Annotated in this window: 17 protein-coding genes; 9 read left to right on the plus strand and 8 right to left on the minus strand. The window is 72.7% G+C overall.

Going from position 1 to position 13,956, the window contains the following annotated elements; translation table 11 throughout:
- Positions 1-99: 99 nt before the first annotated feature.
- On the minus strand, positions 100-1,125 hold the full coding sequence (locus Scani_RS28935; RefSeq protein ID WP_174872765.1) for an adenosine deaminase: 1,026 nt from the start codon (positions 1,123-1,125) through the stop codon (positions 100-102).
- 162 nt (positions 1,126-1,287) lie between these two features.
- Positions 1,288-1,728, minus strand: a complete 441-nt coding sequence (locus tag Scani_RS28940; protein WP_159480739.1) for a gamma-glutamylcyclotransferase family protein — start codon at positions 1,726-1,728, stop codon at positions 1,288-1,290.
- 140 nt (positions 1,729-1,868) lie between these two features.
- Here Scani_RS28940 and Scani_RS28945 point away from each other — a divergent pair, with 140 nt between their 5' ends.
- Positions 1,869-2,576: a SanA/YdcF family protein gene (locus tag Scani_RS28945; RefSeq protein WP_159480740.1), complete on the plus strand. Its 708-nt coding sequence runs from the start codon at positions 1,869-1,871 to the stop codon at positions 2,574-2,576.
- Positions 2,577-2,604: 28 nt separating this feature from the next.
- Here the strand turns inward: Scani_RS28945 and Scani_RS28950 are convergent, their stop codons facing one another.
- A complete protein-coding gene (locus Scani_RS28950; protein WP_159480741.1) occupies positions 2,605-3,624 on the minus strand; it encodes a trypsin-like serine peptidase in 1,020 nt (339 codons plus the stop codon).
- 1 nt (position 3,625) lies between these two features.
- Entirely contained in the window at positions 3,626-3,991 is a 366-nt protein-coding gene (gene cutA, locus Scani_RS28955) for a divalent-cation tolerance protein CutA (RefSeq protein ID WP_246296202.1), read from the minus strand.
- A gap of 281 nt (positions 3,992-4,272) precedes the next feature.
- On the opposite strand from cutA, the gene Scani_RS28960 reads away from it, so the two are divergent.
- Positions 4,273-4,635: a cupin domain-containing protein gene (locus tag Scani_RS28960; protein WP_159480743.1), complete on the plus strand. Its 363-nt coding sequence runs from the start codon at positions 4,273-4,275 to the stop codon at positions 4,633-4,635.
- 148 nt (positions 4,636-4,783) lie between these two features.
- Positions 4,784-5,644 (plus strand): class I SAM-dependent methyltransferase, encoded by an 861-nt coding sequence (locus tag Scani_RS28965; RefSeq protein WP_159480744.1) that lies wholly within the window; start codon positions 4,784-4,786, stop codon positions 5,642-5,644.
- Between the two features lie 37 nt (positions 5,645-5,681).
- Here Scani_RS28965 and Scani_RS28970 read toward each other — a convergent pair whose 3' ends face one another.
- Positions 5,682-6,470: a sulfite exporter TauE/SafE family protein gene (locus tag Scani_RS28970; protein WP_159480745.1), complete on the minus strand. Its 789-nt coding sequence runs from the start codon at positions 6,468-6,470 to the stop codon at positions 5,682-5,684.
- A 43-nt stretch (positions 6,471-6,513) separates the two neighbouring features.
- Here Scani_RS28970 and Scani_RS28975 point away from each other — a divergent pair, with 43 nt between their 5' ends.
- Entirely contained in the window at positions 6,514-7,398 is an 885-nt protein-coding gene (locus Scani_RS28975; RefSeq protein WP_159480746.1) for an aldo/keto reductase, read from the plus strand.
- 43 nt (positions 7,399-7,441) lie between these two features.
- On the opposite strand, the gene Scani_RS28980 is transcribed toward Scani_RS28975, so the two are convergent.
- The 3 genes from Scani_RS28980 to Scani_RS28990 all read right to left on the minus strand — a co-directional run bounded on the left by Scani_RS28980 (position 7,442) and on the right by Scani_RS28990 (position 9,814).
- The gene (locus tag Scani_RS28980; RefSeq protein ID WP_159480747.1) at positions 7,442-7,657 is read right to left on the minus strand and encodes a hypothetical protein; all 216 of its coding nucleotides are present in this window, start codon (positions 7,655-7,657) and stop codon (positions 7,442-7,444) included.
- A 179-nt stretch (positions 7,658-7,836) separates the two neighbouring features.
- Positions 7,837-9,051: a ferredoxin reductase family protein gene (locus tag Scani_RS28985; RefSeq protein ID WP_174872831.1), complete on the minus strand. Its 1,215-nt coding sequence runs from the start codon at positions 9,049-9,051 to the stop codon at positions 7,837-7,839.
- 469 nt (positions 9,052-9,520) lie between these two features.
- A complete protein-coding gene (locus tag Scani_RS28990; RefSeq protein ID WP_159482437.1) occupies positions 9,521-9,814 on the minus strand; it encodes a hypothetical protein in 294 nt (97 codons plus the stop codon).
- Positions 9,815-10,044: 230 nt separating this feature from the next.
- On the opposite strand from Scani_RS28990, the gene Scani_RS28995 reads away from it, so the two are divergent.
- The 5 genes from Scani_RS28995 (at position 10,045) to Scani_RS29010 (ending at position 13,875) form a co-directional block, all read left to right on the plus strand.
- Positions 10,045-10,878 carry a helix-turn-helix domain-containing protein gene (locus Scani_RS28995; RefSeq protein ID WP_159480748.1) on the plus strand — a complete coding sequence of 278 codons (834 nt, stop codon included), beginning with the start codon at positions 10,045-10,047 and terminating at the stop codon, positions 10,876-10,878.
- Positions 10,875-11,096 (plus strand): DUF397 domain-containing protein, encoded by a 222-nt coding sequence (locus tag Scani_RS29000; RefSeq protein WP_159480749.1) that lies wholly within the window; start codon positions 10,875-10,877, stop codon positions 11,094-11,096. Before Scani_RS28995 ends, Scani_RS29000 begins: the two co-directional genes overlap by 4 nt.
- 352 nt (positions 11,097-11,448) lie before the next feature.
- Entirely contained in the window at positions 11,449-13,164 is a 1,716-nt protein-coding gene (locus tag Scani_RS41840) for an Ig-like domain repeat protein (protein WP_281392047.1), read from the plus strand.
- A gap of 226 nt (positions 13,165-13,390) precedes the next feature.
- The gene (locus tag Scani_RS40095) at positions 13,391-13,549 is read left to right on the plus strand and encodes a DUF7196 family protein (protein ID WP_167538153.1); all 159 of its coding nucleotides are present in this window, start codon (positions 13,391-13,393) and stop codon (positions 13,547-13,549) included.
- Between the two features lie 38 nt (positions 13,550-13,587).
- Positions 13,588-13,875, plus strand: coding sequence for a hypothetical protein (locus Scani_RS29010; protein WP_159480751.1), 288 nt, complete (start codon positions 13,588-13,590; stop codon positions 13,873-13,875).
- Positions 13,876-13,956 lie beyond the last annotated feature (81 nt).

The following is a 13,956-nucleotide window of genomic DNA, read 5'->3' on the forward strand; positions in this document are numbered from 1 at the left end:
TCCGGCTGCCACCGGCCCGCGCCCCGGGGACAGGCCGGGCGGCGGGGCTCGCCTCCAGCCCCTGCCGCCCGCTGCCCCCTACGGCCGGTGCGCCGCCCACTACGCCCGGTGTGCGTCGACCTCCCGCAGATACTCCGCGCGGGTCTCCTCATCGAGGAAGGAGGCGCGGAAGGAGTTGCGGGCGAGAGTGCGCAGCGTCTCGTCGTCGAGGCCGAGGGCGTCGCGTACGGCGGTGAAGTTGTCGCCCGCGTAGCCGCCGAAGTAGGCCGGGTCGTCGGAGTTGACGGTCACCAGCAGCCCGGCGTCCAGCATGGCGGGCAGCGGATGGTCGGCCAGGTCGTCGATGACCCGCAGCCGGACGTTGGACAGCGGGCAGACGGTGAGCGGCACCTGCTCGGCCGCCAGGCGGGCCACCAGCCGCTCGTCCTCCAGGGAGCGCACACCGTGGTCGATCCGGTCGACGCCCAGGACGTCCAGGGCCTCCCACACATACGCCGGGGGCCCCTCCTCCCCCGCGTGCGCGACGCACTTGAGCCCGGCCTCCCGGGCCAGCGCGAAGACCTCCTTGAACTTCGACGGCGGGTGCCCCACCTCGGCCGAGTCCAGGCCGACGGCGGTGATCCGGTCGAGGTGCGGGCGGGCCGCCTCGAACGTCTGCAGGGCCGACTCGGCGCTCTCGTCGCGCAGGAAGCACATGATCAGGCGGGTGCTGATGCCGTAGGTCTCCTGGGCGCTGTCGAGCGCGCGGGCCAGGCCGTCGATGACCGTGCCGATCGGGACGCCGCGCGAGGTGTGCGCCTGCGGGTCGAAGAAGATCTCGGCGTGCCGTACGCCCTGCTCCTTGGCGCGGGCGAGGTAGGCGCGGGCGAGGTCGGCGAAGTCGTCCTCGGTGCGCAGCACGGCCATCAGCGCGTAGTAGAGGTTCAGGAAGGACTGCAGATCGGCGAAGGAGTAGGCGCGGCGCAGCTCGTCCTGGGTGGCGTACGGCAGCGCGACGCCGTTGCGCTCGGCGAGCGCGAAGGCCAGCTCGGGCTCCAGGGTGCCCTCGATGTGCAGATGCAGCTCCGCCTTGGGCAGCGGCGCGGGGGCGGTTGCGGCGGAAGGGGAGGACGGGGAGGAAGCCACGCGGTCACACCTGTTCTGCGGTACGGGAAGCGGTTACGGGAAAACGATTACAGGAACGGCCCTCGTCCGGCGAGGAGTCGTCCAGGTTATCCGGGCCGCCGGCCGGTGCCACGGCGGCGCCCGGACCGCCCGCGCGCCGGTTTTCCTCCGCGGCGGAGCCGTTCAGCCGGCCGCCGCCCGCGACGCCGGCCAGTCGCCGCCCTCGATGGGGGTGCCGGTGGCGTGCAGGCGGGCGGCGAGGCGCTCGGCCGCCAGATAGACCCAGGCGCGTACGGTCCTGCCGTCCGCGCACACGGCCTCGGTGCACACCCGCTCGTAGAGGTTCTCCGGATCGCCGGGGGCGTAGTCCTCCAGCCGGTCCAGCGTCGCGCGCACCTCGTCGTAGTCGGTGTCGCGGGGCAGGACGAGGGTGCCGTGGACCACCGCGTCGGCGGGCCCGGCGGTCGCGTACGGGTATCCGGGGCCGTCGTACAGCAGCGCGCCGCCGATGTGCGCCGGTTCCTCGGCCGTGGTCCGGCCGCGCAGGGCCCAGGCGTGGTTGGCCTCGCCGGGGCGCAGCGTTCCGTAGACGAAGAACGGCAGCCGCTCGGGCTCGGTGGTCATGGCGGTGCTTCCTCTCCGGGGCGGGCGGGGTGCGCCCTCTGCCACGATGCCAGGCCGCCGGTGCAACCGGCACGGGTCCGGTGGGCGTCGCAGACTCCGAGATCGATCGCGACGGGCGTGGTCGGGAACGGGGACACGGGATGCAAGTGCGGGGACCGGAGCTGGTGCGGCGCCTGTGGAGCGGGGTGCGCCGGATACGTCCGCCGCGGACCCGGCGGGGCAGGCGCCGCGCCTTCCAGGTCGTCGTGGCCCTGACCGTGCTGGCGCTGGCGCCCGCGACCTGGATGAACGCGACCGCGGGCCCCCGGGTGCGCGGTGTCGCGGACGTCCCCGCCGCGCCCGTCGCCATCGTGTTCGGCGCGGGCCTGTGGAACGGCGTGCCGTCGCCGTACCTCGCCCACCGGCTGGACGCGGCCGCGGAGCTGTACGAGCGGGGCACCGTCCGCGCGGTCCTGGTCACCGGCGACAACAGCCGGCACGACTACGACGAGCCGGATGCGATGCGCGCCTATCTGCTGCGGCACGGCGTCCCTGCCCGCAAGATCGTCGGCGACTATGCGGGCTTCGACACCTGGGACTCCTGCAGCCGTGCGCGCCGGATCTTCGGGGTGAACCGCGCGGTGCTGGTCAGCCAGGGCTTCCACATCCGGCGGGCGCTGGCCCTGTGCGAGGCGGCCGGTGTCGACTCGTACGGCGTCGGGGTGGCGTCCAAGCACGACGCGACCTGGGCGTACGGCGGTGTCCGGGAGCTCTTCGCGGCCTCGAAGGCGGCGGCGGAAGCGCTGCTCCGGCCCGATCCGCACTTCCTCGGGCCGCACGAGAAGGGGGTGGCGGAGGCGCTCGGCTAGCCCCTCCCCCTCCCCCCTCAGTTCACGATCACCCCTGGGACGCCTTGGCGTAGAGGTTGAGGAGCTTCTCCCCGAAGTACGGGCTGTAGGAGACGCGGTCGTTGTCCGGGCCCTTGGGGCCACCGCCGTTGAGGCCGCCGATCAGGCCGATGACCCGGCCGGTCCCGCTCTCCTCGTCGAAGTCGGTCAGCCAGGGGCTGCCGGAGGTGCCGCCGTAGAACCCGCCGCACTCCATGCGGAGTTCATGGGTACCGGACAGCCGGCTGGTGCGGGTGGCGCAGCGTACGGCCCGGTCCTCGGGGTCGTGACGGACGTTCGGGTAGCCGACGACGGTGACGTCATTGGTGTAACCGGGCGTCGGGGAGAGGGTGTTGCCGCCGGTGACCTCCTCGACGGGGCTGCCGTCCTCGCCGGGGGCGACGGTGGCGAAGGCGAAGTCGAGGTCGGCCCCGGCGCCGGTGGTGCCACGGCCGGGGTAGGCGAAGGAGTCCTCGATCGCCCACACCCCGTACGGCTGTTTGTCGGCGCCGGAACGATACTGCGGGACGAATGCCGCCTTGGTGCCCGGATTACAGTGCCCGGCGGTCAGGATCAGGTTGCCGTGCGGGCTGTGCACGACGCTGGCGGTGCAGTGGTGCGCGCGGGTGTCGCCGTCGACGGAGAACAGCACGCCGACGGACGGGATGCCGTCGAAGTGCCGTGCGGTGGCGGCGGACCGGGCGGCGGGGGCGGCCTTGGTGGCCGGCGCGGCGGCGGCCCGGTCCGAGGTACCGCGCTCGGGGCCGACCGGTGCGGCGGCCGCCATCCGGTCGGCCGTCCAGTAGGCGGCGGCGTCCCGGCTGCTCCAGGTGCTGTGGGGGGCGGGGCTGGGCCGGTCGCCGTGCGACGCCGCGGGCGGGTCGTCCTGGGCGGCGTGGCCCACGGAGGCGAGGGCCAGGCACGCCGCCGCACCGGCCACGGCGGTCCCGGCCGCGACCCAGCGCCGCCGGGCCGGCCGCCGCTGCGCGTGCCGCCTCGTCGCCTCGCGCTCAGTGGTGTTGCGCTGCACGTCAGCTCGTCTCCTTCGCGACCCAGGACAGATAGCCGGCGGCGCCGTGGGTGACCGGCGTGGCGATGATCTCGGGGGTGTCGTAGTCGTGCGCCTGCAGGAGGTAGGCCTCCAGCGCCTCGTAGCGCGCCTCGGCCGTCTTGAACAGCACCTGCCACTCCTGGCCGGTCTCGATCGCGTTGTTCCAGCGGAACACCGAGGTCACCGGCGCACCGATCTGCGCGCAGGCGGCGAGCCCGCCCTCGATCGCACCGCGCGCCAGCTTCCCGGCCTTGGCCTCGCTGTCGATGGTCGTCATGACGGTCAGGAATCGGGTCGGCCGCCCGGTGGGGTCGGGCGGCCGGTTCGGGGCAGTCGGGTCGGCCACGGTTGCGCATCCTTCGCGGTGGGGGGGCGGACGGGCGGGACGGTGGGGCCGCATCGGTCGGGCACGCCCGAGCAAGGGCACCGGACCGCACCGCATCGTACGACCGGCATGATCATCCCGTAAGCGACCGGCGCGCGCCGGGGTGCTATTGGCCCGGACGCCGTCCCACTCCGTCCCGGAATGCCCGGCCCGCGCAGCAGGCCCCCGGTTGCGTCCCCCCGTGCACCGGTAACGATGGAGAGGGAGCCCAGCCGCCGGTCCGCACGCGAAAGGCCAGCATCATGGACGATCTCGATGCGCTCGCCCGCCAACAGCTCGACGAGGCCAGGACCTCCGCGCACGGGCGCAGTGCCCGGCTCTTTCTGCGCGACGGTCCGCTGCGGCAGACCGTGATCGCGCTGGTCGCGGGCACCGAGCTGGACGAACACAACGCTCCCCCGGCGGCGAGCCTGCAGGTGCTGCACGGGCGGGTCCGGCTGACCGGGGCAGGCGGCGGGCGGGAGTTGGCGGTCGGCCAGGTCGCCGACCCGCGGGAGCGGCACGGCCTGCTGGCCGTCGAGGACTCCGCGGTGCTGCTGACGGCCGTCACGGAGATCGCGGCGGGGGCACGCCCCACGGCGGCGGCGGGGGCGGTGCGGGACTAGGCCGCGGGGCCGCACAGGCGCGGGGCCTCGTGGGCGCAGGGCCGCATCCGACGCGTACCGGGGAGCCGAGGAACCGGGGAATCAGGGACCGGGAGCCAGGGCGTTCCGAGTATTCACATTTTTCTGAAACTTGCGTACTCTCTGGAACATGACAAGCGCGAGTCCGCGTACGGGCCCCGGTACGGGCCCGCAGACGCATCCGAGCACGAAGGTACGGCTGACCGCGGAGAAGGAAACCCTTCTCGCCACGCTCTACGGCCGCGCGGTCGACTGCCGCTCGAAGAATCCGATCCTCGGCGACACCCTGGCCGCCGACACCGTGCGACGGCTCGACTACGACTTCCGGAAGATGCGGCTGAGCGCCGGGGACGCGGCCGGAGTCGCGCTGCGCGCCCGGCAGTTGGACATCTGGACGGCGCGCTTCCTCGCCCGGCACGAGGAGGCGACGGTGGTGCACCTGGGCTGCGGCCTCGACAGCCGCGTCCAGCGTCTCGACCCCGGCCCGGGGGTGCGGTGGTACGACATCGACTACCCCGAGGTCATCGCGCTGCGGCGGGATCTCTACCCGGAGCGCACGGGGTACACCACCGTCCCCTCGTCCGTGACCGACCCGGCGTGGACCGCACGGGTCCCCTCGGACCGGCCGACGATGATCGTGGCCGAGGGGCTCTTGATGTATCTGACCGAGGAGGACGGCACGGCCCTGCTGCGGCGGCTGATGGCCCGCGTTCCGAGCGGCGCGCTCGCCTTCGACGCCTTCAGCGGGTTCGCGATCCGCGCCCAGCGGCTCAACCGCGCCGTCGTGAAGGCCGGGGCGCGGCTGCACTGGGGCACCGACGCCGCGGGCATCGCGCGGCTGAGCCCGAAGCTGGAGATCGTCGAGAACCTCAGCGCCCTGGAGATCCCGGGGATCGAGAAGCTGCCGACGGCCTACCGGCTGGCGGCCCGGGTGTCGCGGAAGGTGCCCGCGGTGCGGGACATGGCGCGGATGTACCACTGCCGGTTCTGAGCCCGGCGGCCCGCGGCGGGACCGGCCGGTGCCCGGGTCAGGCCGCCAGCCACTGGTCGTAGGCGAGCTTGCACAGCAGGGCGACGACCACGACCACCAGGACGCCCCGGACGAAGCCGGCGCCGCGCTTGAGGGCCATCCTGGCGCCCACCATGCCGCCGATGAGGTTGAACAGCGCCAGCAGGGCGCCGAGTTGCCACAGCACGGTGCCCTGGACCGCGAACATCGTCAGCGCGCCGACATTGGTGCAGACGTTGACGACCTTGGCGGTGGCCGACGAGGTGACCAGGTCCATGTGCAGGATCGCGGTGAGCGCGACGACGAGGAACGCGCCGGTTCCGGGCCCGATCAGGCCGTCGTAGAAGCCGATGCCCAGCCCCGCGACGAGAACGGCCACCACGACGCGCCGGCGGGAGACCGGTCCCGAGGGCGCGGGCGCCGTCCCGAAGGCCGGGCGGAAGAGGAGGAAGGCGAGCACCCCCAGCAGGACGCCCATGATCAGCGGGCGCAGCACCTCGCTGTTGATTCCGGCCGCGAAGAACGCCCCGGCCAGCGAACCGCCCATCGCGGCGAGACCGATGCGCAGCGCGGTCCGCACATCGATCGGCGCCTTGCGGACGTAGGTGACCGCGGCCGCGGTGGTGCCCACGATGGCGGTGGACTTGTTGGTTCCGAGGACGTACGCGACCGGGGTGTGCGGCAGTCCGACGAGCAGGGCGGGGAGCAGCAGCAGTCCGCCGCCGCCCACCACTGCGTCGATCCAGCCCGCCGCGAGGGCGGCCAGGCAGAGCAGGGTCACGGTGAACAGCGATATGTCAGGAGGCACCGGTTGATCTTATGAACCGCGCCCCGCTCTACGCTCGGCATTCATGGATGCGGCAACCGAGGGGGCCGAGGCTGTGCGAACCGTCTTTCCGATCGGTGGAGAACTGACCGTCGGCCGGCTGGGGTTCGGGACCGGCGGGCTCGTCGGCCCCGGCTACTGGGGGCCGCGGCACGACGATCCGCAGCGCTCCGTCGCCCTGCTGCGCCGGGCCGTCGACCGCGGGGTCACGCTGATCGACACCGCCGACAACTACGGCCCGGACGTGGCCGAGGAACTGGTGGCGCGCGCCCTGCACCCGTATCCGGCGGGTCTGGTGATCGCCACGAAGGGCGGGGTGGTCCGTACCGGCCCGGACCGCTGGCACATCGCCGGACGCCCGGAGAACCTGCGCGCCATGTGCGAGGCGAGCCTGCGACGGCTGCGCACCGACACCCTCGACCTCTACCAGCTGCACCGGCTGGACCCCGAGGTGCCGATGGCCGACCAGCTGGGCGCGCTGCGGGAGCTCCAGGAGGCCGGGAAGATCCGGCACATCGGCCTGGACTCCGTCACCGCGGACGAACTGACCCGGGCCCGGGACATCACCCCGATCGCCTCGGTCCAGAACCGCTACAACCTGCTGGACCGCGCCGCGGAGGACGTCCTGGAGCTGTGCGAGGAGCGGGGCACGGCGTTCCTGCCGTGGTTCCCGCTGGGCAACGGCGCCCTGACCGGCGACACCGGCACGGCGCTCGCCGCGGTCGCCGCCCGGCACGGCGCGACCCCCGGCCGGATCGCACTGGCCTGGCTGCTGCACCGCTCCCCCGTCCTGCTCCCCACCCCCGGCACGGGCTCGCCCGCCCACCTCGACGAGAACCTGGCCGCGGGCCGGATCGCCCTCACGGAGCGGGACTTGAGGGAGCTGGGGGAGCTGGGGGCGCCGGGGTAGCCCACTCGGTCCGGAGGCCGGGCAGGAGCGGCGCCCGCGGCCCCTATCGCTCCGCCCGGACCAGCTGCACGTCGCCGCTGCGGTCCGGGAGGCTGTACCCGGCCGATGGCCGGTCGGGGGCGGGCGGGGCGGCCGGGGTGACGGTCCGGGACACCAGGGTGGCGGTGAGCGCGCTCGCCCCCAGCAGGCAGGCGGCGAGCTGACGACGGGCCCGGACGGAGACGGCCGGGACGGTGTGCGGTTTGCGGTGTCGGGCCATGGGGGGCGACTTCCTTGCTGTCGGAGCGGTGGGGGACGTCGGCGTGATCGGCACGGCGGGCGTGGGGCGGGTGGCGAGTGACGGAACGGCCGGGGAGACGGGAGACCGGGCCGGCGGCGGCCCGCGGCAGGGCGGCGAGGTGTCGGACGGCCCTCGGGAGGCGGGCCGTCCGGCCGCCCTCAGAAGGTGAACTGCTCGGAGTGGATGCGGTCGGCCGGCACCCCCGCCCGTTCCAGGGCGGGGGCCGCGGCCCTGGACATGCCGGGCGGGCCGCACAGGTAGACATCGTGTTCCACCAGGTCCGGGACGAGGTGGCGCAGGGCCCGGGGCGCCAGCGGGTCGAAGGGGCCGTCGGACGGGCCGAGGAGGTAGTGCAGCGCCGCGCCCCTGGCGGCGGCGATCCGCTCCAGCTCCTCGCGCAGCACCAACTGGGCGGCGTCGCCCGCCCGGTAGAGGAGCGTGAGGTCCCCCGGGCCACCCGGCAGGGTCTCGAAGAGCGCACGCATCGGGGTGATCCCGACCCCGCCGGCGAGCAGCAGCACCTTGCGCCGGGTCCGCCGGTGCGCGGTCAGCGCGCCGAACGGGCCGGTGGCCAGCACCCGTACGCCCGGCCGCAGCCGGCGGATCCGGCGGGTGTGGTCGCCGCACGCCTTCACGGTGATCCGGAGCGTGTCGTCGCGTACCGGTGCGGAGAGCGAGAAGGGCAGGGCCGTCCGCCACAGCCGCCGGTGCAGGAACCGCCAGCGGAAGAACTGCCCCGGCTCGGCCCGCAGTGCGTCCAGCCCCAGGCCCTGCATGACGACCGAGACCACGTCCGGCCCCTCGGTCCGCACCTCGGTGACCCGCAGGCTGTGCCGCAGCGCCTGGCGTACCGGTACGACCAGGCGGTACCAGACCAGCAGGGTGCCCACGGTGGTGTGCAGCAGGGCCCACAGCCAGACGGCGACCGGGCCACCGGCCAGATCCGGACCGGAGAGCTGATGGGCGAAGGCGAGACCGGCGCCCACGTAGGTCAGCAGATGTACGGCGCGCCAGGTTTCATGGCGTACCCGGCGGCGGACCGTACGGGCCGAGGTGACGCCGACGCCGGCCAGCAGCACGGTGCCGACGGTGGCCGCGGCCAGGCCCGGGTAGCCCAGCAGGCCGAGGGCGGCGCCGAGGACATCGGTGCCGGTGTGGGCGGCGTATCCGCACAGCGCGAAGACGGTGTGGGCGAGGCACAGGGTCAGGACATGGCGTCCGCCGAGTGCGTGCCAGCGGGCCAGCAGGTCGGCGCCGACGCCGTGTTCGACGGCCGGGACCCGGGCCATCAGCAGCAGCATCACCAGGATTCCGTAGCCCGCGAGCAGTCCGCTGAGGTGGGCCAGGGTGGCGAACAGCGCATCGAGCCGCATCGAGGGCTCGGCCTGCACCAGCCACAGGCCGACGAGCGGCACCGCACCGCCGGCCAGCGCCCGCCGCAGCGCCACCGGTGTCAGGCGCAGCGGAGGTACGGGCACCGGAGCCCTGCGCGGCGCGCGATGCGGCCGGGGCGGCGCGCGGTGCGGCCGGGGCGGCAGGCACCGGGGGTCGAGTCGCGAGTACAGCGGATGGGTGGGCGGCGGGTCGGCGGGGCCCGGAGTCGGGGCACCAGGGCCGGGCGCGCCGCCCGGTGCGTACCCGTCGCTGAGGTCGGCCTGGATCGTCACGGCGTCGAAAATACGGCCGCCCGGACACCGGAAAGAGCAGGTCAGGCCCTCTCCGCAGATCCTTAAGGCGGCCTTGAGGATCGGCTGACCGAGGGTTAAGAACCGCGCCCTCCGCAGCCCGCCGCCGTGGGCGCGTACCTCGTCCGGACGCCTCCGCCGGAAGCCGCGGTGCCGCTCAGTCCCCGCCGCCGCGTACGGCCAGGCGCGCGCCGCGGCTCTCCGCGACCCTGTGCACCTCCACGAGCGCCTCGGTCAACTCCACGGTCAGCAGATGCAGTTCCCCGGAGGTCCAGGTCCGCCCCGCCAGGACGCGGCGCGCCTCCGTGATGAGCTCGGCGGCCAGCCCCAGCTGCGCCGCCTCCATGGCGTCGGCGATCCGGGACACGTACCCGGTGCCGTCACCGAGGAGGAAACACGGCTTGCCCTCCGGGCCTGCCCACGGAAGGAGCCGCGCGCCGTCGTCGGTCATGTCGTCCACTCCACAACTCCTGTACCGGAGAGCCACACCCGCATCTCGCAGCGCTGCGTGGCTTGTTCGTGACGGATGGCCCGATCCCCCCTGGTTGGATACCGGGTGTAGCCAATTGGTCACCGCGACAACGCAACGGGCAAGTGAGCAGAGACGCTTGAACCGGCCTCGCTCAAGTCCGTGAACTGCCGCGATGCCGGCCTGCCTGCATATGACGAGAGGTCACCGCGTTGGACGAGACAACGCCGCCCCAGCACTTGAACCCGCTCCAGCGATTCGGCCGTGACATCAGACAGGTACGGCTGGCCCGCAAGCTCACCCAGAAGCACCTGGGCAAGGCCACGGGATACTCCGAGGCCTATGTGTGCAAGGTCGAGTCCGGCACCCTGCTGCCCAGACCCAGTGAGAAGTTCGCCAAGGGCTGCGATCTCACCTTCGGTACGGGCGAGTTGTTCACGGGGCTGCTGCGGAGGATCGACGAAGGGGATCACCCGAGCTGGTTCGTTCCGTACCTCAACCTGGAGCGGAAGGCTTCGCGGATATTGGCGTACTCGACGAACCTCGTGACGGGCATCGTCCAGACAGAGGACTACGCGCGAGTCGTCTTCCGCGTATCCAACCCACGGGCAAGTGCAGAGGCGATCGAGGACAAGGTTGCCGGGCGGCTACGGCGACGTGCGGTGTTCGAGCTGGACACTCCGCCGCCGTTCCTGTGGGTCATCCTTCATGAAGCCTGTCTGCGAACCGTCGTTGGCGGCGTCGAGGTCATGGCCAGGCAGCTCGACTACTTGCTGACGGTGGCCGCATCACCACATGTCGAACTGCAAGTCATGCCCTTCTCAGCGGGGGTTCCGGCTACGTCCACGATGCCCTTCACCGTGTTGCGATTCCCGGCATCCCCCACGGTGCTCTACACCGAAACGCGGGTAGGAGGCAGGATGCACGACCTCGCACAAACGGTCGACGCGGCTCTGGACGACTACGATCTTCTCAGGGCGCATGCGCTGTCCCCGGATCACTCACTGGCCCTAATCAAGACTCTGCTGAAGGAGTACCGAGCATGAGCCCCGACTTGGATCTCACCGCGGCCACGTGGATCAAGTCGTCCTACAGCGAAGGCAACGGCGGGGAATGCATCGAATTCTCCCGCGCCCTCACCCAAGCCCACGGCCTCGTCCCCGTCCGCGACTCCAAGGACCCCGACGGTCCGGCGCTCGTCTTCCCTGCCGCCGGCTGGTCGGCGTTCGTCGGGGCCGTCAAGGGCGGGGAGTTCGCCGCCTGAGTCCCCTCAGCAAGCTCTGCCGATGACCGGCCTCCGCCGCACGGCGGGGGCCGTCGTCATGCCGGTGTGCGGCCGGGGGGTCGGTACGCGCCGCCGATGCGCGCTGCGCCATAAGGGGTAACCCGGTGCTCAACCCGTAGCGCGGCGCCGCGCCGTTGCCTTCAATCGGTGCTACCGACGGTGGGGTGCCCATCCCCTGTCGGGGGATCGTGGACGACTGCCGGCGTGAGGCGGCTTCGTCATGTTCTTCAGGGCACCCCCGACAGGTGTGCGCGCTCGGGCGATTCCCTGCCCGCCGGCGTGCAGCAGCTCCCCACCTCCTTCATGGAGCCTTCGAAAGGGGCTGTCCAACATGGCACTCGCTCTCACTCTCACCCCGTCGTCCGTCGCGGTGGGCCAGACGTTCCAAGCCGCTGTCACCGGTGCCGCACCGGCAGAGGTGATCACCTTCACGTACGACGCGGCAGTACCGCAGACAGTGATCGCCGACGCCCTCGGCAATGCGAGCGTCACCTTCACAGCGACCACGGCGGGCGCGGTGACGGCGGCCGGCCCCACCAGTGGCGCCGCCACGGCGACCCTGACCATCACGGCCACGAACTGTGTGGTCACCCTGACGTCCACGCCGGCCAACCCGGCCGCCGGTCAGCCGGTGACCCTCACCGCCACGGTCACCTGCGACGGCACCCCCGTCGAGGGCGCGACCGTGGTCTTCGCGACCACCAGCGGGTCCCTGGGTGTCGGCGTCACCACCGCCGCGGGCCAGGCCACCCTCACCACCAGCCTGCTGCCCACCGGCCTCAACGTCGTCACGGCCACCGTGATCGCCGCCACCACCACCTGCACCTGCATCGGCATCAGCGCATCGGCCAACGTGACCGTCACCGCGGCGTCGGACTGCGTCGTCACGCTGACCTCCACCCCCGCCAACCCGGCCGCCGGCCAGCCGGTGACCCTCACCGCCACCGTCACCTGCGGCGGCGTACCCGTCACCGGCGCGACCGTGCTCTTCGCGACCACGAGCGGTTCCCTGGGGGTCGGCATCACGACTGCCGCGGGCCAGGCCACCCTCACCACCAGCCTGCTGCCCGCCGGGGCCAATGTCGTCACGGCCACCGTGATCGCGGGAACCAGCACCTGCACCTGCATCGGCGTCGCCGCCACGGCAACGGTCAACGTCACCGCGGCACAGAACTGCGCCGTCACCCTGACCACCACGCCCGCCGGCCCCACCGTGGGCCAGCCGGTGACCCTCACCGCCACCGTCACCTGCGGCGGAGTCGCCGTACCGGGCGCGACGGTCCTGTTCAGCACCACCAGCGGCCCGGTCGGCATCGGCGTCACCAACGCGTCGGGCCAGGCCACCGTCACCACCAGCACGCTGCCCGTCGGCAGCACCGTCGTCACCGCCACCGTGCTCGCCGCGACCACCACGTGCTCCTGCGTCGGTGTCGCCGCCACGGCGACCGTGACCGTCGGGGCCGCTCCGAGCTGCGCCGTCACCGTGACGTCCACGCCCGCCAAGCCGGCCACCGGCCAGCCGGTGACCGTCACCGCCACGGTCACCTGTGGCGGCGTCCCGGTCCCGGGCGCGACGGTCCTGTTCAGCACCACCAGCGGCCCGCTCGGCATCGGCCTCACCAACGCGTCCGGCCAGGCCACCGTCACCACCAGCACGCTGCCCGTCGGCAGCACCGTCGTCACCGCCACGGTGCTCACCGCCACCGGCACCTGCTCCTGCGCCGGCTCCTCCGGGACCGGGACCGTGACCGTGGGCGCGCCGACGGGGCTCACGGCACTGCCCGCCTGCTACCGGCTCAACGCCACCCCGCTGCCCTGGGCCTTCGCCACCGCCACGTTCACCGCGACCGGCGCGACTCCCGGCGCGACGGTCACCTTCCACCTGGACGGCCCCGCCGGCCCCGTGGTGTGCACCGCCGTCGCCAACGCGAGCGGCAACGCCAGCTGCACGGCCACCCTCAACATCGGGCAGGTCCTGTTCTCCGGCTACACCGCGACCAGCGGGGGCGTCTCCTCGTCCAGCACCCTGTCCATCTGCCTCACCTGAGGCCCGGCGACGGCTCGCGTACCGCGGCCGGAGACGTAGCGCAGCTCACCTGACCGGCGTGACCGGCAAGGGAGTTGATGAGCGACCCGACAGAACAGCCGTCCCCCGTAGTGCAAGTACGGGGGACGGCTGTCGGAGCACAAGGATAGGCCCGGAGGCGCGGCGTTCTCGTCCGCCGGACCGGGCCGTCACCCCTCATCGCACGACGTCACAGAAGGAGCGGAACATGGCCTGCAATTGCGGCGGCGGTGCCCGCCCGACAGTCATCATCTACCAGCTGAACCTGCCCGACGGCACCGTGCGCCAGTACTACACCTGGCAAGAGGCCGATGCGGCCAACAAGCGCGTCGGCGGCATCGGCACCATCCTCGTCATCAATCAGTGACGGACCGCCTGGGCATTCACGGTTACGGGGTGGATCTCATGAGCCTTGCGGAATTCCTGCTGTCCCTCGGCGCGACGTGCCGCATCACCAGATTCCTCACGAAGGACACTCTCGCGGCGGGATTCCGCTCATGGGTGGCCGACCGCTTCGGCGACGAATCCAAGCCGGCCTATCTGGTCAGCTGCAGCTGGTGTACGAGCATCTGGGTGGCTTCCGCCATGACCCTGCTCGCGCACTGGGCCGGAGGGACGATCGGGCTGCAGCTCACCACGACGGCCTTGTCCCTCTCCTACCTCGCCGGCCTCGGCGCCCGGTGGCTCGACTGAACCACGCGAACCATTCGAGCCGGCGCAACCGTTCGGGCGGGAGAACCATTCGAGGCGGAGAACCATTCGAGGCGGATAACC

It is taken from the genome of Streptomyces caniferus (assembly GCF_009811555.1).
Lineage (GTDB): Bacteria > Actinomycetota > Actinomycetes > Streptomycetales > Streptomycetaceae > Streptomyces > Streptomyces caniferus.